The 24,164-nt window shown below is 53.9% G+C and carries 28 protein-coding genes, 2 other RNA genes and 29 other annotated features; of the genes, 21 read left to right on the forward strand and 9 right to left on the reverse strand.

The window, feature by feature from the left end; translation table 11 throughout:
• Positions 1-11: 11 nt before the first annotated feature.
• Positions 12-17: a ribosome-binding site (putative RBS for amyA; RegulonDB:STMS1H002123), on the forward strand.
• Positions 12-1,510 (forward strand): cytoplasmic alpha-amylase gene (gene amyA, locus STM1963; RefSeq protein NP_460916.1). Within the gene, positions 26-1,510 belong to an annotated coding region; the region does not span the whole gene. It overlaps the preceding feature by 6 nt.
• Before the next feature lie 39 nt (positions 1,511-1,549).
• Here amyA and yedD read toward each other — a convergent pair.
• The gene (gene yedD / locus STM1964) for a putative outer membrane lipoprotein (protein NP_460917.1) occupies positions 1,550-1,986 on the reverse strand. Within the gene, positions 1,550-1,975 belong to an annotated coding region; the region does not span the whole gene.
• Positions 1,981-1,986 (reverse strand) — a ribosome-binding site (putative RBS for yedD; RegulonDB:STMS1H002124). It overlaps the preceding gene by 6 nt.
• A gap of 96 nt (positions 1,987-2,082) precedes the next feature.
• Positions 2,083-2,088: a ribosome-binding site (putative RBS for yedE; RegulonDB:STMS1H002125), on the forward strand.
• On the opposite strand from yedD, the gene yedE reads away from it, so the two are divergent.
• The 3 genes from yedE (at position 2,083) to STM1967 (ending at position 4,247) form a co-directional block, all read left to right on the forward strand.
• The gene (gene yedE / locus STM1965; protein NP_460918.3) for a putative membrane component of transport system occupies positions 2,083-3,366 on the forward strand. Within the gene, positions 2,101-3,366 belong to an annotated coding region; the region does not span the whole gene. (Overlaps the previous feature by 6 nt.)
• Positions 3,352-3,357, forward strand: a ribosome-binding site (putative RBS for yedF; RegulonDB:STMS1H002126). (Overlaps the previous gene by 6 nt.)
• Positions 3,352-3,596, forward strand: a protein-coding gene (gene yedF / locus STM1966) for a putative transcriptional regulator (protein ID NP_460919.1). Within the gene, positions 3,363-3,596 belong to an annotated coding region; the region does not span the whole gene. Before yedE ends, yedF begins: the two co-directional genes overlap by 15 nt.
• A gap of 257 nt (positions 3,597-3,853) precedes the next feature.
• Positions 3,854-3,859 (forward strand) — a ribosome-binding site (putative RBS for STM1967; RegulonDB:STMS1H002127).
• The gene (locus tag STM1967; RefSeq protein ID NP_448379.1) for a putative 50S ribosomal protein occupies positions 3,854-4,247 on the forward strand. Within the gene, positions 3,861-4,247 belong to an annotated coding region; the region does not span the whole gene. It overlaps the preceding feature by 6 nt.
• A gap of 119 nt (positions 4,248-4,366) precedes the next feature.
• Here the strand turns inward: STM1967 and fliE are convergent.
• Positions 4,367-4,693, reverse strand: a protein-coding gene (gene fliE / locus STM1968) for a putative flagellar hook-basal body protein (RefSeq protein ID NP_460921.1). Within the gene, positions 4,367-4,681 belong to an annotated coding region; the region does not span the whole gene.
• Positions 4,688-4,693 (reverse strand) — a ribosome-binding site (putative RBS for fliE; RegulonDB:STMS1H002128). Its footprint overlaps the gene before it by 6 nt.
• Positions 4,694-4,887: 194 nt before the next feature.
• Positions 4,888-4,893, forward strand: a ribosome-binding site (putative RBS for fliF; RegulonDB:STMS1H002129).
• On the opposite strand from fliE, the gene fliF reads away from it, so the two are divergent.
• From fliF to rcsA, 14 genes are all read left to right on the forward strand, one after another.
• Positions 4,888-6,580, forward strand: a protein-coding gene (gene fliF / locus STM1969; protein NP_460922.1) for a basal-body MS (membrane and supramembrane)-ring and collar protein. Within the gene, positions 4,898-6,580 belong to an annotated coding region; the region does not span the whole gene. It overlaps the preceding feature by 6 nt.
• Positions 6,556-6,561, forward strand: a ribosome-binding site (putative RBS for fliG; RegulonDB:STMS1H002130). Its footprint overlaps the gene before it by 6 nt.
• Positions 6,556-7,568, forward strand: a protein-coding gene (gene fliG, locus STM1970; protein ID NP_460923.1) for a flagellar biosynthesis protein. Within the gene, positions 6,573-7,568 belong to an annotated coding region; the region does not span the whole gene. The genes fliF and fliG overlap by 25 nt, the downstream gene beginning before the upstream one ends.
• Positions 7,551-7,556 (forward strand) — a ribosome-binding site (putative RBS for fliH; RegulonDB:STMS1H002131). (Overlaps the previous gene by 6 nt.)
• Positions 7,551-8,268 (forward strand): flagellar biosynthesis protein gene (gene fliH, locus STM1971; protein NP_460924.1). Within the gene, positions 7,561-8,268 belong to an annotated coding region; the region does not span the whole gene. Before fliG ends, fliH begins: the two co-directional genes overlap by 18 nt.
• Positions 8,248-8,253, forward strand: a ribosome-binding site (putative RBS for fliI; RegulonDB:STMS1H002132). (Overlaps the previous gene by 6 nt.)
• Positions 8,248-9,638 (forward strand): flagellum-specific ATP synthase gene (gene fliI, locus STM1972; protein NP_460925.1). Within the gene, positions 8,268-9,638 belong to an annotated coding region; the region does not span the whole gene. The genes fliH and fliI overlap by 21 nt, the downstream gene beginning before the upstream one ends.
• A gap of 5 nt (positions 9,639-9,643) precedes the next feature.
• Positions 9,644-9,649: a ribosome-binding site (putative RBS for fliJ; RegulonDB:STMS1H002133), on the forward strand.
• Positions 9,644-10,103, forward strand: a protein-coding gene (gene fliJ / locus STM1973) for a flagellar FliJ protein (RefSeq protein ID NP_460926.1). Within the gene, positions 9,660-10,103 belong to an annotated coding region; the region does not span the whole gene. Its footprint overlaps the feature before it by 6 nt.
• Positions 10,088-10,093: a ribosome-binding site (putative RBS for fliK; RegulonDB:STMS1H002134), on the forward strand. (Overlaps the previous gene by 6 nt.)
• Positions 10,088-11,317, forward strand: a protein-coding gene (gene fliK / locus STM1974; protein ID NP_460927.1) for a flagellar hook-length control protein. Within the gene, positions 10,100-11,317 belong to an annotated coding region; the region does not span the whole gene. The genes fliJ and fliK overlap by 16 nt, the downstream gene beginning before the upstream one ends.
• 87 nt (positions 11,318-11,404) lie before the next feature.
• Positions 11,405-11,410, forward strand: a ribosome-binding site (putative RBS for fliL; RegulonDB:STMS1H002135).
• The gene (gene fliL, locus STM1975; RefSeq protein ID NP_460928.1) for a flagellar biosynthesis occupies positions 11,405-11,889 on the forward strand. Within the gene, positions 11,422-11,889 belong to an annotated coding region; the region does not span the whole gene. (Overlaps the previous feature by 6 nt.)
• Positions 11,883-11,888 (forward strand) — a ribosome-binding site (putative RBS for fliM; RegulonDB:STMS1H002136). Its footprint overlaps the gene before it by 6 nt.
• The gene (fliM, locus tag STM1976; protein NP_460929.1) for a flagellar biosynthesis protein occupies positions 11,883-12,898 on the forward strand. Within the gene, positions 11,894-12,898 belong to an annotated coding region; the region does not span the whole gene. The genes fliL and fliM overlap by 7 nt, the downstream gene beginning before the upstream one ends.
• Positions 12,881-12,886 (forward strand) — a ribosome-binding site (putative RBS for fliN; RegulonDB:STMS1H002137). (Overlaps the previous gene by 6 nt.)
• Positions 12,881-13,308 (forward strand): flagellar biosynthesis protein gene (gene fliN / locus STM1977; RefSeq protein NP_460930.1). Within the gene, positions 12,895-13,308 belong to an annotated coding region; the region does not span the whole gene. The genes fliM and fliN overlap by 18 nt, the downstream gene beginning before the upstream one ends.
• Positions 13,308-13,685, forward strand: a complete 378-nt coding sequence (fliO, locus tag STM1978) for a flagellar biosynthesis protein (protein NP_460931.3) — start codon at positions 13,308-13,310, stop codon at positions 13,683-13,685. Before fliN ends, fliO begins: the two co-directional genes overlap by 1 nt.
• Positions 13,672-13,677, forward strand: a ribosome-binding site (putative RBS for fliP; RegulonDB:STMS1H002138). Its footprint overlaps the gene before it by 6 nt.
• Positions 13,672-14,422 (forward strand): flagellar biosynthesis protein gene (gene fliP / locus STM1979; protein ID NP_460932.1). Within the gene, positions 13,685-14,422 belong to an annotated coding region; the region does not span the whole gene. The genes fliO and fliP overlap by 14 nt, the downstream gene beginning before the upstream one ends.
• Positions 14,422-14,427, forward strand: a ribosome-binding site (putative RBS for fliQ; RegulonDB:STMS1H002139). Its footprint overlaps the gene before it by 1 nt.
• Positions 14,422-14,701, forward strand: a protein-coding gene (gene fliQ, locus STM1980) for a flagellar biosynthesis protein (RefSeq protein NP_460933.1). Within the gene, positions 14,432-14,701 belong to an annotated coding region; the region does not span the whole gene. (Overlaps the previous feature by 6 nt.) Before fliP ends, fliQ begins: the two co-directional genes overlap by 1 nt.
• Positions 14,694-14,699: a ribosome-binding site (putative RBS for fliR; RegulonDB:STMS1H002140), on the forward strand. It overlaps the preceding gene by 6 nt.
• Positions 14,694-15,504 (forward strand): putative flagellar biosynthetic protein gene (gene fliR, locus STM1981; protein NP_460934.1). Within the gene, positions 14,710-15,504 belong to an annotated coding region; the region does not span the whole gene. The genes fliQ and fliR overlap by 8 nt, the downstream gene beginning before the upstream one ends.
• Before the next feature lie 198 nt (positions 15,505-15,702).
• Positions 15,703-15,711: a -35 signal (putative -35_signal for rcsA; RegulonDB:STMLTH004522), on the forward strand.
• Positions 15,703-16,409, forward strand: a protein-coding gene (rcsA, locus tag STM1982) for a positive transcriptional regulator of capsular/exo- polysaccharide synthesis (LuxR/UhpA family) (protein ID NP_460935.1). Within the gene, positions 15,786-16,409 belong to an annotated coding region; the region does not span the whole gene. (Overlaps the previous feature by 9 nt.)
• Positions 15,727-15,735: a -10 signal (putative -10_signal for rcsA; RegulonDB:STMLTH004522), on the forward strand. (Overlaps the previous gene by 9 nt.)
• Positions 15,775-15,780: a ribosome-binding site (putative RBS for rcsA; RegulonDB:STMS1H002141), on the forward strand.
• Positions 16,410-16,447: 38 nt before the next feature.
• On the opposite strand, the gene dsrB is transcribed toward rcsA, so the two are convergent.
• A non-coding RNA gene (gene dsrB / locus STM1983) (regulatory RNA) lies at positions 16,448-16,655 on the reverse strand.
• Positions 16,650-16,655 (reverse strand) — a ribosome-binding site (putative RBS for dsrB; RegulonDB:STMS1H002142). It overlaps the preceding RNA gene by 6 nt.
• A 103-nt stretch (positions 16,656-16,758) precedes the next feature.
• Positions 16,759-16,764 (forward strand) — a ribosome-binding site (putative RBS for yodD; RegulonDB:STMS1H002143).
• On the opposite strand from dsrB, the gene yodD reads away from it, so the two are divergent.
• Positions 16,759-16,998, forward strand: a protein-coding gene (gene yodD / locus STM1984) for a putative cytoplasmic protein (protein ID NP_460936.1). Within the gene, positions 16,771-16,998 belong to an annotated coding region; the region does not span the whole gene. (Overlaps the previous feature by 6 nt.)
• A gap of 10 nt (positions 16,999-17,008) precedes the next feature.
• Here yodD and dsrA read toward each other — a convergent pair.
• Positions 17,009-17,098, reverse strand: a non-coding RNA gene (dsrA, locus tag STM1985) — small RNA antisilencer of the H-HS-silenced rdsA gene in E. coli.
• Positions 17,093-17,098, reverse strand: a ribosome-binding site (putative RBS for dsrA; RegulonDB:STMS1H002144). (Overlaps the previous RNA gene by 6 nt.)
• A gap of 200 nt (positions 17,099-17,298) precedes the next feature.
• Positions 17,299-17,304 (forward strand) — a ribosome-binding site (putative RBS for yedP; RegulonDB:STMS1H002145).
• Between dsrA and yedP the strand changes: the two genes are divergently transcribed.
• Positions 17,299-18,123 (forward strand): putative hydrolase of the HAD superfamily gene (gene yedP, locus STM1986; RefSeq protein NP_460937.1). Within the gene, positions 17,308-18,123 belong to an annotated coding region; the region does not span the whole gene. Its footprint overlaps the feature before it by 6 nt.
• Here yedP and STM1987 read toward each other — a convergent pair.
• The 3 genes from STM1987 to yedI all read right to left on the reverse strand — a co-directional run bounded on the left by STM1987 (position 18,102) and on the right by yedI (position 21,164).
• The gene (locus tag STM1987) for a putative inner membrane protein (protein ID NP_460938.1) occupies positions 18,102-19,828 on the reverse strand. Within the gene, positions 18,102-19,814 belong to an annotated coding region; the region does not span the whole gene. The two genes, yedP and STM1987, sit on opposite strands and share 22 nt — an antisense overlap.
• Positions 19,823-19,828, reverse strand: a ribosome-binding site (putative RBS for STM1987; RegulonDB:STMS1H002146). (Overlaps the previous gene by 6 nt.)
• 150 nt (positions 19,829-19,978) lie before the next feature.
• The gene (locus STM1988) at positions 19,979-20,224 is read right to left on the reverse strand and encodes a putative cytoplasmic protein (protein NP_460939.3); all 246 of its coding nucleotides are present in this window, start codon (positions 20,222-20,224) and stop codon (positions 19,979-19,981) included.
• Between the two features lie 16 nt (positions 20,225-20,240).
• The gene (gene yedI, locus STM1989) for a putative inner membrane protein (protein ID NP_460940.1) occupies positions 20,241-21,164 on the reverse strand. Within the gene, positions 20,241-21,152 belong to an annotated coding region; the region does not span the whole gene.
• Positions 21,159-21,164: a ribosome-binding site (putative RBS for yedI; RegulonDB:STMS1H002147), on the reverse strand. (Overlaps the previous gene by 6 nt.)
• A gap of 163 nt (positions 21,165-21,327) precedes the next feature.
• On the opposite strand from yedI, the gene yedA reads away from it, so the two are divergent.
• A complete protein-coding gene (gene yedA / locus STM1990; protein ID NP_460941.1) occupies positions 21,328-22,248 on the forward strand; it encodes a putative permease in 921 nt (306 codons plus the stop codon).
• On the opposite strand, the gene vsr is transcribed toward yedA, so the two are convergent.
• Both vsr and dcm read right to left on the reverse strand, forming a co-directional pair.
• Positions 22,237-22,714, reverse strand: a protein-coding gene (gene vsr, locus STM1991) for a DNA mismatch endonuclease (RefSeq protein NP_460942.1). Within the gene, positions 22,237-22,707 belong to an annotated coding region; the region does not span the whole gene. The genes yedA and vsr overlap by 12 nt on opposite strands.
• Positions 22,688-24,130, reverse strand: a protein-coding gene (dcm, locus tag STM1992; RefSeq protein NP_460943.1) for a DNA cytosine methylase. Within the gene, positions 22,688-24,118 belong to an annotated coding region; the region does not span the whole gene. The genes vsr and dcm overlap by 27 nt, the downstream gene beginning before the upstream one ends.
• Positions 22,709-22,714: a ribosome-binding site (putative RBS for vsr; RegulonDB:STMS1H002148), on the reverse strand. Its footprint overlaps the gene before it by 6 nt.
• Positions 24,125-24,130, reverse strand: a ribosome-binding site (putative RBS for dcm; RegulonDB:STMS1H002149). (Lies within the gene dcm.)
• Positions 24,131-24,164 lie beyond the last annotated feature (34 nt).

Raw genomic sequence — 24,164 nt, forward strand, 5'->3', positions numbered from 1 at the left:
CTAAACGACTTCTGGAGCACGGAAGATGAAAAACCCCACGTTATTGCAGTACTTCCACTGGTATTATCCCGACGGCGGTAAACTCTGGTCTGAGCTGGCGGAACGTGCTGATGGGCTGAATGATATCGGTATCAATATGGTCTGGCTACCGCCCGCCTGTAAAGGCGCCTCCGGCGGCTATTCCGTAGGCTATGATACCTACGACCTGTTTGACCTCGGCGAATTTGACCAAAAAGGAACTATCGCGACAAAGTACGGCGATAAACGCCAGTTACTGACGGCGATAGACGCGCTCAAAAAAAATAATATTGCGGTGCTGCTCGACGTCGTCGTGAACCACAAAATGGGCGCAGACGAAAAAGAACGTATTCGCGTTCAGCGCGTGAATCAGGATGACCGCACGCAAATCGATGACAACATCATTGAATGCGAAGGCTGGACGCGCTACACCTTCCCTGCCCGCGCGGGCCAGTATTCCAACTTTATTTGGGACTATCACTGTTTCAGCGGCATTGATCACATCGAGAATCCCGACGAAGACGGCATTTTTAAGATCGTCAATGACTATACCGGCGATGGCTGGAACGATCAGGTTGATGATGAGATGGGTAATTTCGACTATCTGATGGGTGAAAATATCGATTTTCGCAATCATGCGGTTACGGAAGAGATTAAATATTGGGCTCGTTGGGTCATGGAACAAACCCACTGTGACGGCTTTCGCCTGGACGCGGTAAAACATATACCCGCCTGGTTTTATAAAGAATGGATTGAGCATGTACAGGCGGTTGCGCCAAAACCGCTGTTTATTGTCGCAGAATACTGGTCGCATGAAGTGGATAAACTGCAAACGTACATCGATCAGGTCGACGGGAAAACCATGCTGTTCGACGCGCCGTTGCAGATGAAATTTCACGAGGCCTCGCGCCAGGGCGCGGAGTATGACATGCGCCACATTTTCACCGGCACGCTGGTAGAAGCCGACCCTTTTCATGCGGTGACGCTGGTCGCTAACCACGATACACAACCGTTACAGGCGCTGGAAGCGCCGGTAGAACCCTGGTTCAAACCATTGGCCTATGCGCTGATCCTGCTTCGTGAAAACGGCGTGCCGTCAGTGTTTTATCCCGATTTATACGGCGCCAGCTATGAGGATAGCGGCGAAAATGGCGAGACCTGTCGGGTCGACATGCCGGTGATTAACCAACTGGATCGGCTGATCCTCGCTCGTCAGCGTTTTGCGCACGGTATACAAACACTCTTTTTCGATCATCCTAACTGTATCGCCTTTAGTCGCAGCGGTACTGAAGAGAATCCAGGCTGTGTGGTCGTACTTTCCAATGGCGACGACGGTGAAAAAACCCTCCTGCTCGGCGACAATTACGCTAACAAGACCTGGCGTGATTTTCTGGGAAACCGGGATGAGTATGTTGTAACTAATGATCAAGGCGAAGCGACGTTCTTCTGCAACGCAGGCAGCGTCAGCGTGTGGGTCATTGAGGACGTGTGATGAGCGTTCCCGGCGGCAGAGCGCTGCCGGGAAGCGAAATTACGGCAGCGGCGTCGGCAGCGGCGTCGGCAGCGGCGTTTTTTCTAACGCGGCGGCGCACTCCGGCGTCGGACGAGCGACCCGTTGCAGCGTCATGCCATCATATTCCAGGGTATTCCCGTCGCGCTCAATCTCATAGAGCTCACGCTTAACCGTAACATTGGTTAAGTCATCGGAGAGCATGGTCAGCTTGCCCGGCAGAGCAATAACGCGCTGCCACTGGCGGCAGTCCAGCGTATCGCCTTCTTTAGTCACCACCAGGCTGGCGATAGCTTCAGGGCTCACCAGCTTACGTTGCGGGCCTTTTGACTGCCAGTACCCTTCCAGACCGGCCGGCGCGGGCGTTTTCACCACATCATTATAGTTTTCCACCTCGGCGCATCCGGCCAGAACCAGCAATGCGCCAACGATCGCTACTTTTTTCATCATTCATCCTGCATCAGAAGAAAGAAGAATTGTGGCATTAAAGCCCTGACGCCGCCAGCCTTTCCAGGCGCTGGCCGCAATTTGATCCAGTCGGTATTACCGCTTATTAGGTGTAGGCAAATTCTGTGATCGGTGTAGTATGCGCACTTCTTGTTTCACACCTTCTGAGTTCAGAGGCTAAACACATGTCATGGCAACACTTCAAGCAAACCTGGTTAATTAAATTCTGGGCGCCGGCCCCTGCGGTGATCGCAGCCGGTATTCTCTCTACCTACTATTTTGGCATCACCGGCACGTTTTGGGCCGTGACGGGCGAATTTACCCGCTGGGGCGGGCAAATTTTGCAGCTTTTTGGCGTTCATGCCGAACAGTGGGGCTACTACAAGCTGATTCATCTGGAAGGTACGCCGCTGACGCGTATCGACGGCATGATGATCCTCGGCATGTTCGGCGGCTGTTTCGCCGCGGCGCTGTGGGCCAACAACGTAAAACTGCGTATGCCGCGCAGCCGAATCCGTATCGTACAGGCGGTGGCCGGAGGCATTATCGCTGGCTTCGGCGCGCGTCTGGCGATGGGGTGTAACCTGGCCGCCTTTTTTACCGGGATCCCGCAGTTCTCCCTACACGCGTGGTTCTTTGCGCTGGCGACCGCTATCGGCTCCTGGTTCGGCGCCCGCTTTACGTTGCTGCCGATATTTCGCATACCGGTGAAAATGCAGAAGGTCTCCGCGGCTTCGCCACTGACGCAGAAACCGGATCAGGCAAGACGGCGTTTCAGGCTCGGTATGCTGGTCTTTATCGGCATGATTGGCTGGGCGTTATTAACGGCAATGCATCAGCCGAAACTGGGGCTGGCGATGCTGTTCGGCGTCGGGTTTGGGCTGCTGATCGAACGCGCGCAAATCTGCTTTACCTCGGCCTTTCGCGATCTGTGGATCTCCGGACGCGCCCATATGGCGAAAGCGATTATTTTCGGCATGGCGGTCAGCGCCATTGGTATTTTCAGCTACGTGCAGTTGGGCGTTGCACCTAAAATTATGTGGGCTGGCCCGAATGCGGTCATTGGCGGACTGCTGTTCGGTTTTGGCATCGTGCTGGCGGGCGGCTGCGAAACCGGCTGGATGTACCGCGCCGTAGAAGGCCAGGTGCATTACTGGTGGGTAGGCCTCGGCAATGTCATCGGTTCGACCATCCTGGCTTACTACTGGGATGATTTCGCGCCCGCGCTGGCGACCAGTTGGGATAAAGTTAACCTGCTGAATACCTTTGGTCCGCTGGGCGGTCTGCTGGTCACCTATCTGTTGTTATTTACCGCGCTGATGTTAATCATCGGCTGGGAAAAACGTTTTTTCCGCCGTGCGGGGCTGACGCCTGCTAAGGAATCTGTATGAAAAATATCGTCCCTGATTACCGTCTGGATATGGTTGGCGAACCTTGCCCGTACCCGGCGGTCGCCACTCTGGAAGCGATGCCGCAGCTAAAAAAAGGTGAGATCCTGGAAGTGGTGAGCGACTGTCCGCAATCCATTAATAATATTCCACTGGATGCGCGCAATCACGGCTATACGGTGCTGGATATCCAACAGGATGGCCCGACAATTCGTTATCTGATTCAAAAATAAGCGCATACTCCCGCTGTACGTTACGGCGGGAGACCTTTTACGGCATAACCGGCAAAAATCTACAACGCATAAAAGAAATCAGACAAGGTCGTCTTGTGCGCCGTGGCATAAATCTATTATATAACGTATACCGTTTTAATTCTGTCTGAGCCGATGAAAAATCCAGGGTTATTTTAATCAAAACATAAAACAATTATTATTTTCCGTCTACGCCATAAAAGACTATCAGGTATTTATATTTTTACTCACTGACATCATCAGGTGATGATTTATTTATGCACAGCAGAAGCCAAAAAAATGATAAAAATTATTTTCATCTCCATTATTGGAGTCGTCTGTCTTGCCGCTGCCCGTTATTCACCCGTCACAGTGGTCAATGCACATCCGAGCGCCATTGCCCGCTGTCTCGCTGATAATCTGTCCCCGTATGGGTATATACTGGATCTCCATGAAACAGATATTCCAGGCATTAATAAAGAATTTACCGTGTATTATCGCAACGGCGCATATATTGCAGGAACATTCTGGATTGCAAACTCAATGACAATAGCATCAGAACGAATAGTAGGAATGAATGGCGTTAGTAAACAGGCGTACCCTATTTTTAATAAATCCCTGCAACAATGTGCAACCCGCTTATCAATAAAATGAGCGCGCCTCGCAAAAATAAGCCCACATAATCACGCACTGGTTGCATGGGCGTCGCGTCCCCCGCCGCTGACGTAGGTAAGCGCCCGGGAGTTCGCTGCGGATGTGTTGTCAGCCCTGGCTTAAACCTGCATGGACATGACTTCCTGATACGCGGCGACCAGCTTGTTGCGCACCTGAATCCCCATTTGCATAGAGACGGACGCTTTTTGCATATCGGCCATCACGTCATTAAGCGCAATGCCCGGCTCACCCAGAGTGAATTTTTCCGCCTGAACGCGCGCCGCCGCTTGTCTGTCGCTAATACGATCCAGCGCAGCATGTAGCTGGCCGGCAAAACTCACCGTCGACTGCGAGTGCGTGTCTTGCCCGCGCGCGGCCATCGCCGTCGCCTGTAACTGGCTAATAACCCCTTCAATCCCCTGTATTGCTGCCATGCTATTCCCCTGGATGATTTTTTACGCAGCAGAGATTACCAGTTTGTCAATAAGATAAAGGCGTTAAATAACGATAAAAAACCTCGGTTTTTAGCGCATAGAAAAATTCGAAACCACAAATAATGAGACCGTCAATTTTTCGAGTTTGCTGACCCGGGAGTGAGTCTTGTTCCACTTTGCAAAAAACGCCGTCCACGATCAGTCACGAGGTGCGAGATGAGTGCGACTGCATCGACTGCAACCCAACCTAAACCTCTCGAGTGGCTTAATCGCCTACGCGCGAATCCCCGAATTCCGTTAATTGTGGCGGGTTCCGCTGCCGTGGCGATCGTCGTTGCGATGGTGCTGTGGGCCAAAACGCCCGATTACCGCACGCTATTTAGCAACCTTTCCGATCAGGACGGCGGCGCGATCGTCGCGCAGTTGACCCAGATGAATATCCCCTATCGCTTTGCCAATGGCAGCGGCGCGATTGAAGTGCCCGCCGACAAAGTGCATGAACTGCGTCTGCGTCTGGCGCAGCAGGGGCTGCCTAAAGGCGGCGCGGTAGGCTTTGAACTGCTTGATCAGGAAAAATTCGGTATCAGCCAGTTCAGCGAGCAGGTGAATTATCAGCGCGCGCTGGAAGGTGAACTGGCCCGGACGATCGAGACGCTGGGGCCGGTAAAAAGCGCCCGCGTTCACCTGGCGATGCCAAAGCCGTCGCTATTTGTGCGGGAACAAAAATCCCCTTCCGCCTCCGTCACCGTCACACTGGAACCGGGACGGGCGCTGGATGAAGGACAAATTAGCGCCGTGGTACATCTGGTTTCCAGCGCTGTCGCCGGTTTGCCGCCAGGAAACGTCACTCTGGTCGATCAATCCGGTCATCTGCTCACGCAATCCAATACCAGCGGTCGCGACCTTAATGACGCGCAATTAAAATTTGCTAATGATGTGGAAAGCCGTATCCAACGCCGTATCGAAGCCATTCTGTCGCCTATCGTCGGGAACGGTAATGTTCACGCTCAGGTAACCGCCCAGTTGGATTTTGCCAATAAAGAGCAGACGGAAGAGCACTACAGCCCGAACGGCGATGCGTCGAAGGCCACTCTGCGTTCACGTCAGTTGAATATTAGCGAACAGGTAGGCGCGGGCTATCCCGGCGGCGTGCCTGGCGCGCTGTCGAACCAACCAGCGCCGCCTAACGAGGCGCCGATCGCCACGCCGCCGACCAATCAACAAAACGCGCAGAATACGCCACAAACCAGCACCAGTACCAACAGTAACAGTGCTGGCCCGCGTAGTACACAGCGTAATGAAACCAGTAACTACGAAGTGGACCGCACCATTCGTCACACCAAAATGAATGTGGGCGATATTGAGCGTCTCTCCGTGGCCGTCGTGGTGAATTACAAAACGCTGGCGGATGGCAAACCGCTGCCATTGACCGCCGATCAGATGAAACAGATCGAGGATTTAACCCGTGAAGCGATGGGTTTTTCTGATAAACGCGGCGATACGCTAAATGTGGTGAATTCACCGTTTAGCGCAGTGGATAACACCGGCGGCGAACTGCCCTTCTGGCAACAGCAGTCCTTTATCGATCAGTTGCTCGCGGCAGGTCGCTGGTTGCTGGTGCTGGTGGTGGCCTGGATTCTGTGGCGCAAAGCGGTACGTCCGCAGTTGACGCGCCGCGTTGAAGAAGCGAAAGCGGCGCAGGAACAGGCGCAGGTTCGCCAGGAAACCGAAGAAGCCGTGGAAGTACGCCTTAGCAAAGACGAGCAGCTCCAGCAACGCCGGGCTAACCAGCGTCTGGGCGCTGAGGTGATGAGCCAGCGTATTCGCGAAATGTCAGACAACGATCCGCGCGTGGTGGCGCTGGTCATTCGCCAGTGGATGAGTAACGATCATGAGTAATCTTAGCGGTACCGATAAAAGCGTCATTTTGTTGATGACCATTGGCGAAGACCGGGCGGCAGAGGTGTTTAAACACCTCTCCACCCGCGAAGTACAGGCGTTAAGTACGGCGATGGCTAACGTGCGTCAGATCTCCAACAAACAACTGACGGACGTACTATCAGAGTTTGAGCAAGAAGCGGAGCAGTTCGCCGCGCTGAATATCAACGCCAACGAATACCTGCGCTCCGTACTGGTTAAAGCGCTGGGCGAAGAACGCGCCTCCAGCCTGCTGGAAGATATTCTGGAAACGCGCGATACCACCAGCGGTATCGAAACGCTCAACTTTATGGAACCGCAGAGTGCCGCCGACCTGATTCGCGACGAACACCCGCAGATTATCGCCACCATTCTGGTCCACCTCAAACGCAGTCAGGCCGCCGATATTCTGGCGCTGTTTGACGAGCGTCTGCGTCATGATGTGATGCTGCGTATCGCGACATTTGGCGGCGTACAGCCGGCGGCGCTGGCGGAGTTGACCGAAGTGCTGAATGGCCTGCTCGATGGTCAGAACCTGAAACGCAGCAAAATGGGTGGCGTAAGAACCGCGGCGGAAATTATCAACCTGATGAAAACGCAGCAGGAAGAAGCGGTTATTACCGCTGTGCGCGAATTCGACGGCGAACTGGCGCAGAAAATCATCGACGAGATGTTCCTGTTCGAAAATCTGGTGGATGTGGACGATCGCAGTATCCAGCGTCTGCTGCAGGAAGTGGATTCCGAATCGCTGCTGATCGCTCTGAAAGGCGCCGAACCGCCATTACGCGAGAAGTTCCTGCGCAATATGTCCCAGCGCGCCGCCGATATCCTGCGCGACGACCTTGCCAACCGTGGCCCGGTTCGTCTGTCTCAGGTGGAAAACGAGCAGAAAGCGATTCTGCTTATTGTGCGTCGTCTGGCGGAAACCGGCGAAATGGTGATTGGCAGCGGCGAGGATACCTATGTCTAATGAATTGCCGTGGCAAGTCTGGACCCCCGACGATCTCGCCCCGCCGCCAGAAACTTTTGTGCCGGTTGAGGCTGATAACGTGACCTTGACAGAAGATACGCCGGAGCCCGAACTCACTGCCGAACAGCAGCTGGAGCAGGAGCTGGCGCAGCTAAAAATACAGGCCCATGAACAAGGTTATAACGCCGGGCTGGCGGAGGGACGGCAAAAAGGACACGCGCAGGGATACCAGGAAGGGTTAGCGCAGGGGCTGGAGCAAGGACAAGCCCAGGCGCAGACGCAGCAGGCGCCGATTCATGCCCGTATGCAGCAGTTAGTGAGCGAGTTTCAGAACACGCTTGACGCGCTCGATAGCGTTATCGCCTCACGGCTGATGCAAATGGCCCTGGAGGCCGCACGTCAGGTCATCGGCCAAACGCCGGCGGTGGACAACTCAGCGCTGATTAAACAGATCCAACAACTGTTGCAGCAAGAGCCGCTCTTTAGCGGCAAGCCGCAGTTGCGCGTGCATCCGGACGACTTACAGCGGGTGGAAGAGATGCTGGGCGCCACGCTCAGTCTTCACGGATGGCGGTTACGCGGCGATCCAACGTTGCATCACGGCGGGTGTAAAGTCTCTGCCGATGAGGGCGATCTGGACGCCAGCGTCGCCACTCGCTGGCAAGAGTTGTGTCGCCTGGCGGCGCCGGGAGTGCTCTGATGACCACGCGCCTGACCCGCTGGCTTACCGCGCTCGACAACTTTGAAGCCAAAATGGCGTTATTGCCGGCGGTGCGTCGTTATGGACGTTTAACCCGCGCCACTGGCCTGGTACTGGAGGCCACCGGTCTCCAGCTTCCGCTGGGCGCCACCTGCATTATTGAGCGCCAGGACGGCCCTGAAACCAAAGAGGTGGAATCAGAAGTCGTCGGTTTTAACGGCCAGCGTCTGTTTCTAATGCCGCTGGAAGAGGTCGAAGGCATTCTGCCCGGTGCCCGCGTTTACGCCCGTAACGGGCATGGCGACGGTCTGCAAAGCGGCAAACAGTTACCGCTCGGCCCGGCCCTGCTTGGTCGGGTGCTGGATGGCGGCGGTAAACCGCTCGACGGACTGCCTGCGCCGGATACGCTGGAAACCGGCGCGTTAATCACGCCGCCGTTTAACCCGCTACAGCGAACGCCAATCGAACATGTGCTGGATACCGGCGTACGCGCTATCAACGCGTTGTTAACCGTAGGGCGCGGTCAGCGTATGGGACTCTTTGCCGGTTCCGGCGTTGGTAAATCGGTTCTGCTTGGCATGATGGCGCGCTACACGCGGGCGGACGTGATTGTCGTGGGACTTATCGGCGAACGTGGCCGCGAAGTTAAAGATTTTATCGAAAATATTCTCGGCCCCGACGGTCGCGCGCGTTCGGTGGTGATCGCCGCCCCGGCGGATGTCTCGCCGCTGCTGCGAATGCAGGGCGCCGCCTATGCCACCCGCATCGCCGAAGACTTTCGCGATCGCGGACAGCATGTGTTGCTGATTATGGATTCGCTGACGCGCTATGCAATGGCGCAGCGTGAGATTGCGCTGGCAATCGGCGAACCGCCAGCCACCAAAGGTTATCCGCCCTCGGTGTTCGCAAAGCTGCCGGCGCTGGTCGAGCGTGCCGGTAATGGCATCCACGGCGGTGGCTCTATCACCGCGTTTTATACCGTGTTGACCGAGGGGGACGACCAACAAGATCCCATTGCCGACTCGGCACGCGCAATCCTCGACGGGCACATTGTCTTGTCCCGCCGTCTGGCGGAGGCCGGGCACTATCCGGCCATTGATATCGAGGCGTCAATCAGCCGGGCGATGACCGCGCTCATTACCGAGCAGCACTATGCGCGGGTACGGCTATTTAAACAGTTGCTTTCCAGTTTCCAGCGTAACCGCGATCTGGTCAGCGTCGGCGCCTATGCCAAAGGCAGCGATCCGATGCTCGATAAAGCCATTACCTTATGGCCGCAACTGGAAGCGTTTTTACAGCAAGGCATTTTTGAACGGGCCGACTGGGAGGACTCTCTGCAGGCGCTCGATTTAATTTTCCCGACGGTGTGATAAAGCAGGAGGGCGACGATCATGGCACAACATGGCGCTCTGGAAACACTCAAAGATCTGGCCGAAAAAGAGGTAGATGACGCGGCGCGTTTACTGGGCGAAATGCGTCGCGGCTGCCAACAGGCGGAAGAACAGCTCAAAATGCTGATCGATTATCAGAATGAGTATCGCAGTAATTTGAACACCGATATGGGCAACGGCATCGCCAGTAATCGCTGGATCAACTATCAGCAGTTTATTCAGACACTGGAAAAGGCGATAGAGCAGCATCGCCTCCAGCTTACGCAGTGGACGCAAAAAGTCGACCTGGCGCTGAAGAGCTGGCGTGAGAAAAAGCAGCGACTTCAGGCCTGGCAAACCTTACAGGACCGACAAACCGCGGCAGCGCTGTTAGCTGAAAACCGCATGGATCAGAAAAAGATGGATGAATTTGCTCAGCGTGCAGCAATGAGGAAACCCGAATGATCACCCTGCCCCAACTGATCACCACCGATACCGACATGACCGCGGGTCTGACGTCAGGAAAAACCACCGGTTCAGCCGAGGACTTTCTGGCGCTCCTGGCGGGCGCGTTAGGCGCAGACGGCGCACAGGGCAAAGACGCCCGCATCACGCTGGCCGATTTACAGGCGGCAGGCGGCAAGTTATCGAAAGAGCTACTGACCCAACATGGCGAGCCGGGCCAGGCGGTGAAGCTTGCCGACCTGCTGGCGCAAAAAGCGAATGCGACGGATGAAACGCTTACCGATCTGACACAAGCGCAGCATCTACTGTCTACGCTAACGCCATCGTTGAAAACCAGCGCTCTGGCCGCACTGAGTAAGACGGCGCAGCATGATGAGAAAACGCCCGCGCTGAGCGATGAGGATCTTGCCAGTCTGAGCGCCTTATTCGCCATGCTGCCCGGACAACCTGTCGCGACGCCTGTCGCCGGAGAAACGCCGGCTGAAAATCACATCGCCTTGCCGTCACTGTTACGCGGCGACATGCCATCGGCGCCGCAGGAAGAGACACATACGCTCTCTTTTAGCGAGCATGAAAAAGGGAAAACCGAGGCGTCGCTTGCGCGCGCCAGCGACGATCGCGCCACGGGGCCAGCACTGACGCCGCTGGTAGTCGCTGCCGCCGCGACCAGCGCGAAAGTGGAGGTGGATAGCCCGCCCGCGCCAGTAACGCATGGCGCGGCAATGCCGACGCTCAGCAGCGCCACGGCGCAACCGCTACCTGTCGCCTCAGCCCCGGTACTCAGCGCGCCGTTAGGCAGCCATGAATGGCAGCAAACGTTCAGTCAGCAGGTCATGTTATTTACGCGTCAGGGACAGCAAAGCGCGCAGCTTCGATTGCATCCGGAAGAGTTAGGTCAGGTGCATATTTCGCTCAAGCTGGATGACAATCAGGCGCAGCTCCAGATGGTATCGCCGCACAGCCATGTCCGCGCCGCGCTGGAAGCCGCCCTGCCCATGTTGCGCACCCAGTTGGCGGAAAGCGGCATTCAGTTGGGACAAAGCAGTATCAGTAGCGAAAGCTTTGCCGGACAGCAGCAGTCTTCGTCGCAACAACAGTCTTCCCGCGCCCAACACACGGACGCGTTTGGCGCTGAAGATGACATAGCGTTAGCGGCGCCGGCCTCGCTTCAGGCCGCCGCGCGCGGCAATGGCGCAGTGGATATCTTCGCCTAACGCCAGAGGTAGCATGATTATCCGCGTCTTTTCCACGCTTTGTCGTGGACAGGACACGGGATAATCAGCCAATAAGCAGTACCGAAACAGGAAGCCCGTATCAGATGACTGACTCCGCGATTAACAAAAAGAGCAAACGCTCGATTTGGATACCTTTGCTGGTGTTGATTACCCTCGCCGCCTGCGCGACCGCCGGTTATAGCTACTGGCGTATGCAGCAGCAACCGACCACGAACGCTAAAGCGGAACCGGCTCCGCCGCCCGCGCCGGTATTTTTTGCGCTGGATACGTTTACCGTCAATCTGGGCGATGCGGATCGCGTGTTGTATATCGGCGTGACCCTGCGTCTGAAAGACGAAGCGACGCGCGCGCGATTAAATGAATATCTGCCGGAAGTGCGCAGCCGTCTGCTGTTGTTGTTTTCCCGTCAGAATGCCGCCGAGCTCTCAACAGAAGCTGGCAAACAAAAACTGATTGCCGCCATTAAAGAGACACTGGCCGCGCCGCTCGTTGCCGGACAACCAAAACAGGTCGTCACTGACGTGCTTTATACAGCTTTTATTCTGCGGTAACGATATGGGCGATAGTATTCTTTCTCAGGCTGAAATCGATGCGCTGTTGAACGGCGACAGCGACACCAAAGACGAACCCACTCCCGGTATCGCAAGCGATAGCGATATTCGCCCTTACGATCCCAATACCCAGCGTCGCGTCGTGCGTGAACGCTTGCAGGCGCTGGAGATTATTAACGAGCGTTTCGCACGCCAGTTCCGGATGGGATTATTTAACCTGCTGCGCCGCAGCCCGGATATTACCGTGGGTGCCATACGTATTCAGCCGTATCACGAATTTGCGCGTAACCTGCCGGTACCGACCAACCTGAACCTGATCCACCTGAAGCCGCTACGCGGCACCGGGCTGGTGGTGTTCTCGCCGAGTCTGGTGTTTATTGCCGTCGATAACCTGTTCGGCGGCGACGGCCGTTTTCCGACCAAAGTCGAGGGCCGCGAGTTTACCCATACGGAACAGCGTGTCATCAACCGTATGCTGAAACTGGCGCTGGAAGGCTATAGCGACGCATGGAAAGCCATTAATCCGCTGGAAGTGGAGTATGTGCGTTCCGAAATGCAGGTGAAATTTACCAATATCACCACCTCGCCGAACGATATCGTCGTCAATACGCCGTTTCATGTGGAGATCGGCAATCTGACCGGTGAATTTAACATCTGTCTGCCATTTAGCATGATCGAGCCGCTGCGTGAGCTGCTGGTGAATCCGCCGCTGGAAAACTCGCGCCATGAAGATCAGAACTGGCGTGATAACCTGGTGCGCCAGGTTCAGCACTCTGAACTGGAGCTGGTGGCCAATTTTGCCGATATTCCGTTACGTCTTTCCCAGATTTTGAAGCTGAAACCCGGCGATGTACTGCCGATTGAAAAACCCGACCGCATTATTGCTCATGTGGACGGCGTTCCGGTACTCACCAGCCAATATGGCACCGTAAACGGACAGTATGCGCTACGCGTAGAACATTTGATCAACCCAATTTTGAATTCGCTGAATGAGGAACAGCCCAAATGAGTGACATGAATAATCCGTCCGATGAGAATACTGGCGCATTGGATGATCTGTGGGCTGACGCGTTAAACGAGCAAAAAGCGACCACCACTAAAAGCGCCGCCGACGCGGTTTTCCAACAGCTTGGCGGCGGCGATGTCAGCGGTGCTATGCAGGATATCGATCTGATTATGGATATCCCGGTCAAACTGACCGTAGAGCTGGGCCGCACGCGAATGACCATTAAAGAACTGCTGCGTCTGACGCAGGGGTCGGTCGTCGCGCTGGACGGGCTGGCGGGCGAGCCGCTGGATATCCTGATTAATGGCTACCTGATTGCCCAGGGTGAAGTGGTCGTCGTGGCGGATAAATACGGCGTACGTATCACCGATATTATTACGCCATCCGAGCGTATGCGTCGTTTGAGTCGTTAATGATGAAGACAGAAGCCACGGTTTCTCAGCCCACCGCGCCAGCCGGATCGCCGCTCATGCAGGTGAGCGGCGCATTAATTGGCATTATTGCGCTCATTCTGGCGGCGGCCTGGGTGATTAAGCGTATGGGATTCGCGCCAAAAGGAAATAGCGTCCGGGGACTGAAGGTGTCAGCCAGCGCCTCGCTTGGCCCGCGCGAACGCGTGGTGATTGTCGAGGTCGAAAATGCGCGCCTGGTACTGGGCGTGACCGCCTCGCAGATCAACCTGCTGCACACCCTGCCGCCCGCGGAGAATGACACGGAAGCACCCGTTGCCCCACCGGCGGATTTCCAGAACATGATGAAGAGCTTACTCAAGCGTTCCGGGAGATCCTGATGCGCCGTTTGTTATTCCTTTCTCTGGCGGGTCTGTGGCTTTTTAGTCCCGCCGCCGCTGCGCAACTGCCGGGGCTTATCAGCCAACCATTAGCGGGCGGAGGCCAAAGCTGGTCATTATCCGTCCAGACGCTGGTTTTCATCACCTCGCTGACGTTTCTGCCGGCGATTTTACTGATGATGACGAGCTTCACGCGTATCATCATTGTTTTTGGCCTGTTGCGTAACGCGCTGGGCACGCCCTCGGCACCGCCAAATCAGGTGTTACTCGGGCTGGCGTTGTTTTTGACCTTTTTTATTATGTCGCCCGTCATTGACAAGATTTACGTGGATGCTTACCAGCCGTTTAGCGAGCAGAAAATTTCTATGCAGGAAGCGCTGGATAAAGGCGCGCAACCGTTACGCGCGTTCATGCTGCGCCAAACCCGCGAAGCCGATCTGGCGCTGTTTGCCCGTCTGGCCAATAGCGGTCCGTTACAGGGACCGGAAGCAGTACCGATGCGTATCCTCCTGCCCGCTTATGTCACCAGCGAATTAAAGACGGCGTTTCAGATCGGTTTTACGATTTTCATCCCTTTTTTGATTATCGACCTGGTGATCGCCAGCGTATTGATGGCGTTGGGGATGATGATGGTGCCGCCAGCGACAATCGCCCTACCGTTTAAGCTGATGCTGTTTGTGCTGGTCGATGGTTGGCAATTGCTTATGGGGTCGCTGGCCCAAAGCTTTTACAGTTAGAGGCGCAAAATGACTCCTGAATCCGTCATGATGATGGGCACCGAGGCGATGAAAGTCGCTCTCGCCCTGGCTGCGCCGCTGTTACTCGTCGCGCTGATTACCGGCCTCATTATCAGCATCTTGCAGGCCGCGACTCAGATTAATGAAATGACGCTGTCGTTTATCCCTAAAATCGTCGCGGTATTCATCGCAATTATCGTTGCCGGCCCGTGGATGCTCAACCTGCTGCTGGATTACGTGCGCACTCTGTTCAGCAATTTACCTTATATCATCGGATAAACAGAACGATGATCCAGGTTACAAGCGAGCAATGGCTATACTGGCTGCATCTCTATTTCTGGCCTTTGCTGCGCGTACTGGCGCTGATTTCAACGGCGCCCATTCTCAGCGAGCGCGCTATTCCCAAGCGGGTAAAACTGGGGTTGGGAATAATGATTACCCTTGTTATCGCGCCGTCGCTACCGGCAAACGATACGCCGCTTTTTTCTATTGCCGCCTTATGGCTGGCGATGCAACAAATTCTGATCGGTATTGCGCTGGGATTTACCATGCAATTCGCCTTTGCGGCGGTGCGTACCGCAGGTGAGTTTATCGGTCTGCAAATGGGGCTTTCCTTTGCCACCTTCGTCGACCCGGGCAGCCACCTGAATATGCCGGTTCTGGCGCGTATTATGGATATGCTCGCCATGCTACTGTTTCTCACCTTTAATGGCCATTTGTGGCTTATTTCGCTGCTGGTCGATACCTTCCACACCCTGCCCATCGGTAGTAACCCGGTGAACAGTAATGCATTTATGGCGCTCGCCAGGGCCGGAGGGCTCATTTTCTTAAACGGACTGATGCTGGCATTGCCGGTCATTACCCTCCTGCTTACGCTCAACCTGGCGCTGGGGCTATTAAACCGCATGGCGCCGCAGCTCTCGATATTTGTTATCGGTTTCCCGCTTACCCTCACCGTCGGCATTATGCTGATGGCCGCGCTAATGCCATTAATTGCGCCGTTTTGCGAACATTTATTCAGCGAAATTTTCAATTTGCTTGCTGATATTGTTAGCGAGATGCCGATAAATAATAACCCATAATTTTTATCCTGTTTTACTAAGGTTTATCCGAAAATAAATTTTAAAAAACATTCACCAGGATATATCCACTGCCCCTTATTTGTTTTTACTTCACTCACATAACGCAACATTCACTTTACTTTAAGATGATTCCTGGCAAATTATATGTAACTTTACGGGATAGTAAGTTCGCCTGAAAAACCGCGTAAGCGTTGTCTAAGGTGACTATTCGTGTTCCGTCTGATTATGGTGAGTTATTCAGGTAAGGGGAATTATCGTTACGCATTGAGTGAGGGTATGCCATGTCAACGATTATTATGGATTTGTGCAGTTACACCCGGCTAGGGTTAAGCGGGTATCTGGTCAGCAGAGGGGTGAAAAAAAGGGAAATCAACGACATCGAAACCGTTGACGAACTCGCTATCGCTTGTGGCGCGCATCAGCCTTCGGTGGTGTTTATTAATGAGGACTGTTTCATTCATACGCCTTCAGACAGTCAACAAATAAAGCAAATCATTAATCAACATCCTGACACGTTATTTATTGTTTTTATGGCAATTGCTAATGTGCATTTTGATGAATATTTATTAGTAAGAAAAAACTTATTGATTAGCTCGAAATCGATTAAACCTGACTCGCTGGATACCCTTCTTGGCGATATTCTGAAAAAAGAGTCGGGTATTTCAGGAACCATAAATTTACCAACATTATCGTTAAGTCGAACTGAATCCAGCATGTTGCGAATGTGGATGGAAGGTCAGGGAACCATTCAGATTTCTGACAGAATGAATATTAAAGCAAAAACAGTATCCTCCCATAAGGGGAATATAAAAAGAAAGATAAAAACGCATAATAAACAAGTGATCTATCACGTAGTACGGCTGACAGATAACGTCACTAACGGCATTTTTGTTAACATGCGCTGAGACATCCGGACTGGCAATGTACCTCCAGTCCGGCTCAATTAGTCCTGCTCCGCCTTCTCGACAAAAATACCATCCTGGTGACCTGACTCATTGAAGAACCAGATGCCGAGCGGGTAATCCTCCAGCGAAACCAGGTACATTGTGCCTTCACTAAATTCTTCCACTGCCAGTACCACGCCCGGTCGGCGGGGACCGCCGTCCGTTTTAACGGTTACCCGATCATTCACCTTCATCATTTTCCTCCTGTCGCTTTGTGCCAGTGTAGAACAATTTTCTGCGTCTGACAGCGCCTTGCCGGCGTGTTTGCTGGTTTTCTCAACGGTCTATACTTAGGCTGTCAGGAACCCGTGAGGTGGTGAAGATGAAAACGGCAAAAGAGTACAGTGATACGGCCAAGCGCGAAGTGAGCGTCGATGTAGATGCGCTACTGGCGGCCATCAATGAAATCAGCGAAAGCGAGGTTCACCGTAGCCAGGAAGATCCTGAGCGGGTGAGCGTAGACGGACGGGAATATCATACATGGCATGAATTAGCTGAAGCATTCGAGCTGGATATTCATGATTTTAGTGTAACAGAAGTAAACCGTTAAAAATGGCCGAAAAAAATCCCGGCCCTACGGGTCGGGATCAAACTTGCTTATGCAAGAAGCACTTGAAAATTCGTTACACCAGGAAATCTGATGTGAGATTTACCTTATCTGCAATTTTTTTGCATGACAAGTAAATATTTTTTACATGAATGATTAAGCACGCTAATAGTTCGGTAGCAAAAGTGTGACAACGCATGTGCTGCCTGGAAGCGACGGGATCGGTTCCAGTTAGCGTTCGACTTCTTTCGGGTGTGCTTTAGGACTTTTCCTGGAAATAAGCCCGCCGTTGCAACGGAAAATGAGGAAAAAATGCTCTCAATCCATGACCCCTTGCTGATTTTTACCGATCTGGACGGCACATTGCTGAACAGCCACACTTTTGAGTGGCAGCCCGCGGCCCCCTGGCTTACACGCCTGCATGAAAGCGGCGTGCCCGTGATCCTCTGTAGCAGTAAAACCGCGGCTGAAATGCTCCAGCTCCAGACGACGTTAAATCTACAGGGACTGCCGCTGATTGCGGAAAACGGCGCAGTGATCCAACTGGACGTTCATTGGGAAGACCATCCCAACTATCCCCGTCTGATAGCCGGTATTTCTCACAACGAAATCCGCCTCGTCCTGCATAAGTTGCGTGAAAAGGAACAGTTTAAGTTCACCACGTTTGATGACGTTGACGATCAGGTGATAAGCGAATGGACGGGCCTAAACCGGGCACAGTCTGCCCTAACCCGTCTGCATGAAGCGTCGGTGTCGCTGATCTGGCGCGATAGCGATGAACGCATGGCGCAGTTTGTCGCCCGTTTAAATGACCTGGGACTGCAATTTGTCCATGGCGCCCGTTTCTGGCATGTGCTGGACGCCTCCGCCGGTAAAGATCAGGCTGCCAATTGGCTGATTGAAGCATATCGTCGGCAGTGGCGCGCGCGTCCTCTGACGTTGGGGCTAGGAGACGGCCCCAATGATGCGCCCTTACTGGATGTGATGGATTATGCGGTTGTCGTTAAAGGGCTAAACCGGGAGGGCGTACATTTGCGTAACGACGATCCTCAGCGCGTCTACCGTAGCCAGAACGAAGGGCCGGATGGCTGGCGCGAAGGAATGGACTATTTCTTTTCCCGCTCCTGAGTCGCGTCGCTGGCGCAAATACGGTTACGTCCGGACTGTTTGGCGTAATAAAGCCGTTTGTCGGCCAGCGACTGCAACTGCTCAAAATCATAGTCGCCGTATTCCTCCGCGCTACTGATCCCCATTGACGCGCTGATACGAAGCGTCGTGCTTTTCGTCACCAGAATCTCTTTGTCATTAATGCGCTGGCGTATGCGTTCGGCAATCTGCAGCGCCTGCGCTTTCGTCGCGCCGGGCAGCACGATACAAAACTCTTCGCCCCCTACCCGTCCGGCGATGTCGTGCGCTCGAATGGTGCTGCCAATGAGCCCAGCGGCATGGGACAACACGCGATCGCCTGCCTGATGACCAAAGCGATCGTTAACGCTTTTAAAATAATCTAAATCCAGCTGTATCACAGAAAATGGCTGGCGGGCTTCCCGGTAGCGCTTTGCCAGCCTGGACGCTTTTTCAAACAGCGCGCCACGGTTATATAGCCGGGTCAGCGGATCGTGCCATGCCTGCCATTGCAGCGAATTTTGCAGAACAAACATGTTTTTGACCATATGTCGAATAACGCCCCAGGAGATCAACAGCATCGCCGTAAAAAGCCCCCATAACAGCGTCAGCGCGATACTAATGCTGCCAAAATTCCCTTGTATGCCTTCACGTAATGTATGCACGCGCAGCAGGATGCCATCAAAATGATCCAGCCGCTCCCAGCTTACATAATGCGTTCCTAAACGCAGCCCGCCCAGGGTATCTTTTTCTATTTCACGCGCCAGTAAGGCGCGCTCACGGTCATTTAACGTATTCGCGGTTTGTTGTTCCGGCGCGGAGTCCGTCAACAAACGGAGATGGTTATCGTATAGCTGATATTCCCCTTCAATATCCTTTTCGGCCGCATCGCGCAGGAACCGCTGTAATGACGCGACGGGAATATCCATTGCCAGTACGCCATACCAGTAATTATCGTGATCCAGCGGTAGACTGGCTGTCACTTTTTTCTGCTCGTCAGTAACATAGGGCTGTGCGGAGGTAAACCACCGCACGCCGCGCTGTGAGTTACGCCGTTGGCTTTGCTCGATAAACCATGGCTGAGTCACGTACTGATAGTAACGGGAGACAATATCGCTACCGTACGCCGTAGGGAGAGTTGAGAGGTAAAACCCTGAGCGAGAAACATACATCGTCTCCAGCGCCAGCATGGCTGATGAGCGCGCCAGACGCGCCAGATACCCTAACTCCAGCGTGGCGGTTAATTCATTTGCCAGGTCACGACTCTCCCGCGAAAGAAGCGTCGTCCGGGCGACAAATTGATCGGAAACGCCATATAACGGCAATGTCCGCCGCTTATCCAACTCCAATTGCCAGAAATGTCTGACGCGTCGTTGCTCAAACTGCGTCACCGCGCTTTGCAATGCGGAAAAAGCCAGCGGCGCCACCAGCGCTTCATGCATACCGTTGCGTAAAAAGATCAACCTGTCCATGTTGAATTGCAGTTGGCGGTCAAGGACATTCGCGACGCTCCCCAGATGATTGCGCTGACTGGCGACATACGCGTCTTTCAGTATCATCACTTCCCTCCAGGTAAGTAGCGTCGAGAACAGCATCACGATCAGAAAACAGGTGTTGACGACATGACCGGGACCAAAACGCCGCGCCAGCTTTTTAAACCAGCCTTGATTGTCTAACAGTGTTTCGTGCGGCACCCTGGTAACTCCTGGTTATTGATACAACTCCCCCTGATGGCTTACGGTAGCCAGACCTCATCAAGGGATACCACTCAATCCTGGCATAACCAGGTAGCAGCATGTCGCAGCGCGACGACTCTTTTTCTCCACAGCAAAACGCCCGGCATTAACCGGGCGTTTTGTCATCGGGCTTCGTCCCGCACGCGCCTTTCCTTGCCTGGCACGAGCTCATTCTCATGGAATGCCTCCCGCTTTACGCCAAAACCATCATACCAGCGACACTCTACCATTCCGCTGGAATAACCGGTGACGATCATCCGGGGCCCACCCTCTTTCACGGTAACTTCCTCACTGACAGAAAAGACCATACCTGCCTCCTGTATCAGATGAAACGCTTTCACCTTAGACGAGGATGGACAATTTTGCATAATTCATTGTAGAAAATCAGTGCGAAACACCGCGAATTTTCGCCACACCTTTCACCAGCGCCACCACAATGGCGCCGATAATAAAGCCGAGCACCAGATTCAGCCCCGCAGGGATCGTATGCGCCATGAAAGCCCCCTGCTGCTGCGCAAAATGTTCAATGGCATGGTGTAGCGGCGCAATACCGTGTACGACAATTCCGCCGCCAACCAGAAACATCGCCAGCGTACCGACAATGGATAATGCTTTCATTAACCAGGGCGCGATAATCAGTAATCCTTTACCGACGCCCTGCGCCAGCACGCTACGCTTTTCCGCCAGCCAGTACCCCATATCATCCAGTTTGACAATAATACCCACCAGGCCATACACGCCAATGGTCACAACCAACGCAATCCCCGCCAGTACCAACACCTGATTAAGCAGCGGCGCCTGCGCGACAATCCCCAGGGTAATGGCCACAATTTCAGCGGACAGAATGAAATCGGTACGGACCGCCCCTTTTACTTTATCTTTTTCAAAGGCCAAAGGGTTTTGCGCAGCCAGCGCCTCAAGACGTTTTTGCCGCTCCGCCGGGTCTTCTTTGTGTTTTCGCGCCTCAAAGGTATGCAGGACTTTTTCTACCCCTTCAAAGCAGAGAAACGCGCCGCCTAACATTAATAAAGGCGTAATGGCCCACGGGATAAATGCGCTTATCAACAGCGCCAACGGCACCAGAATAACCTTGTTGATTAATGATCCTTTCGCCACGCTCCATACCACCGGCAGCTCGCGATTAGCGCGAACGCCGGTCACCTGCTGCGCATTGAGCGACAGGTCATCCCCCAGTACGCCCGCGGTTTTTTTCGCGGCCAATTTGCCCATTACCGAAATATCGTCCAGCAGCGTGGCGATATCGTCGAGTAATGTCAGTAAGCTACTTCCTGCCAAAATGATTTCCTCGGTCTTTTCTTCTAAGACGTTAAGTATGTAGCAAAACGCGCAATGCCGAAACCGGCGGCGCGGGTCAACGCCTTTTTATTCCAAAAGGACAATTATAATGCTCGCCAGCATAATAATTTTGACGTTTACTATATTCACCCTTTTTATTTCACCGTGAGTGATTATGCGTTTCCGGCAGTTATTACCTCTTTTTGGCGCGCTTTTTGCCTTGTACATCATTTGGGGGTCTACCTATTTTGTTATCCGCATAGGCGTTGAAAGCTGGCCGCCGCTGATGATGGCAGGCGTACGTTTTCTCTCGGCGGGGATGTTGCTCATGGCGTTTTTGCTGTTGCGCGGCGAAAAACTTCCGCCGCTGCGCCAGACCATCAACGCCGCGCTGATTGGTCTACTGCTGCTGGCGGTGGGTAACGGTCTGGTGACGGTGGCGGAGCATCAAAACGTGCCATCGGGCATTGCTGCCGTCGTGGTCGCCACTGTCCCGCTATTTACGCTGTGCTTTAGCTACTTTTTTGGTATTAAAACGCGCAAATTAGAATGGGTGGGGATTGCCATTGGACTTGCCGGGATTATTCTGCTGAACAGCGGCGGCAACTTAAGCGGCAATCCGTGGGGCGCGATTTTGATCCTGATAGGTTCGATGAGCTGGGCATTTGGTTCCGTTTACGGCTCGCGCATCGCCCTGCCTGTGGGCATGATGGCGGGTGCGATTGAAATGCTGGCGGCGGGCGTGGTATTGCTTTGCGCGGCGTTTCTTTCCGGCGAGAAGCTCGCCACGCTGCCTGGTTTATCGGGGTTTATGGCCGTCGGCTACCTGGCGTTGTTCGGTTCTATTATCGCCATTAATGCCTATATGTACCTGATTCGCAACGTCAGTCCGGCGCTGGCGACCAGCTACGCCTATGTGAATCCGGTTGTCGCCGTGTTACTTGGCACTGGCCTGGGCGGTGAGAGGTTATCGCCCGTTGAATGGGCCGCGCTGGGTGTGATTGTGTTTGCCGTAGTGCTGGTGACTCTGGGTAAGTACCTGTTTCCTGTCAAGGCGGTGGTCACGCCGTGTAAAACGGAAGATTCACGCCAGTAGATGAATCCCCTGGGTGTCGATCTGCGCGCTGGCGCCGCCGCCGCAGATCCACTCTTCCAGGCGCTCCGCCAACGCCGCGTCGCTCAATTTCGCTCGCCCGCGCAAGGCGCACTCCCAGACGATCAGTACCCGCCAGCCAAGCGCCTGTAAACGCTGAATATCGCGCTCATCGCGCTCAACGTTCTTACCGATTTTTTCCAGCCAGAAAGCCGTTCGCGTGGCCGGCACTTTGAACAGATAACAGTGGTGATGATGCCAAAAGCAGCCGTGAGTAAAAATCACACAATCATAATCATTCACCACAAAGTCCGGCTTGCCCGGTAATGTCGCGTCCTGAGTATGAAACGTAATCCCCTGTGCGCTTAACAGGCCAGCAAGACGTTTTTCAATAGCCGTATCGCGGGTCGCTATCGCGCGCATATTTTTACTGCGCGTGGCTTTATCGTGAACGTCCGCCATCTACCGTCTCTCTCTGACGCAACGTCACCGCCTGGTGAATTTTGGGTTCCAACAGCTTTGCTACCGCAGCAAATACCGGCACCACCACGGAGTTGCCAAACTGGCGATAGGCCTGCGTATCCGAGACAGGTATCCTGAACTGGTACGTTTGCGGCGCCTCAAATCCCATTAAACGCGCGCACTCTCTCGGCGTGAGTCGGCGGGGACGATGTTGTTGGTTGCCAGCATCGTCGAAATTCACTTCGCCTTTCGCCATATCCCAACCACGATCGATCAGAATTTCGGCACCATCTTTGTAGTAGCGAGCAGATAACGTGCGCGCCACACTTTCCGGATTGTCAGGATAAACCATGCCATAGCCAAAACCGTTTCCCCGCGCCTGGTGCTTTTTCGCGTAGCGATATAAATATTTCCACAGCACCGGCGTCAGGATATATTTGGCTTCGACGACGGGCTCCAGCAGTTCTGCCAGCGTCGGACGGCGCGGTGGATAACAACGGGCGATATTGCGTAACGTAAAATCGGTTTTCAGGTTTAAATCGCGACGGAATCCCACCAACACAATACGTTCCCGATGCTGAGGAAGAAAGTGCTGCCCGTCGATAATTTTCGGATCGTCCGGGCCATTGTCAGCGGCATCCGCCACGTCATATCCCAGTTCATCAAGCGTTTGCATAATAATGCGGAAGGTGTTGCCCTGGTCGTGACTTTTAAGGTTTTTCACGTTTTCCAGCACAAACAGCGCGGGGCGGCGGGCGTCGATAATTCTTACGACATCAAAAAATAACGTCCCCTGAGTCTCGCAGGCAAAGCCGTGGGCGCGGCCCAGCGCATTTTTCTTGGAAACGCCCGCCAGAGAAAATGGCTGACAGGGAAAGCCCGCCAGCAGGACATCATGTTGCGGAATATGCTGGCGAATGTGTTCCGCCGCCTCATCATCGCTGACCCCTTCCCGGTGGCTCAATGTGATATCGCGGATATCTTCATTAAAGCGATGTTGCAGCGGATCGCAAAAATAGTTCGCTTTATATGTCCGTACCGCGTGCTTATTCCATTCGCTGGTAAACACGCACTGTCCGCCTATCGCTTCAAATCCGCGGCGAATACCGCCGATGCCCGCGAAGAGATCGATAAAACGAAAGGCGTAATGTGGATGATGCGCTGGCGGCGTCGGCAACTCTGTTTTAAGACAGGTGAGTTCATTGTCGCTCAAGCGATGCCATGCCGCGTTCATCATTACGCGCTTGAAGATGGCCGGGCTCCAGTGCTGTTCGCCCAGGCCGTTAAGGTGCGCCACCAGCGTTTTAACATCGTAGATTTCCAGCAATTGACTCAGCATCGCCTGGAGCTCGCTTCCGGCGTCGTCGGCGATGAGGTTCCGGGCGTGTGTTACTGAAATATTTTCCTGCATACATTTAACCGGCCAAAAATAATTGCCGACAGACTAACATAAAATG

Origin of the sequence: Salmonella enterica subsp. enterica serovar Typhimurium str. LT2 (assembly GCF_000006945.2) — a bacterium.
Lineage (GTDB): Bacteria > Pseudomonadota > Gammaproteobacteria > Enterobacterales > Enterobacteriaceae > Salmonella > Salmonella enterica.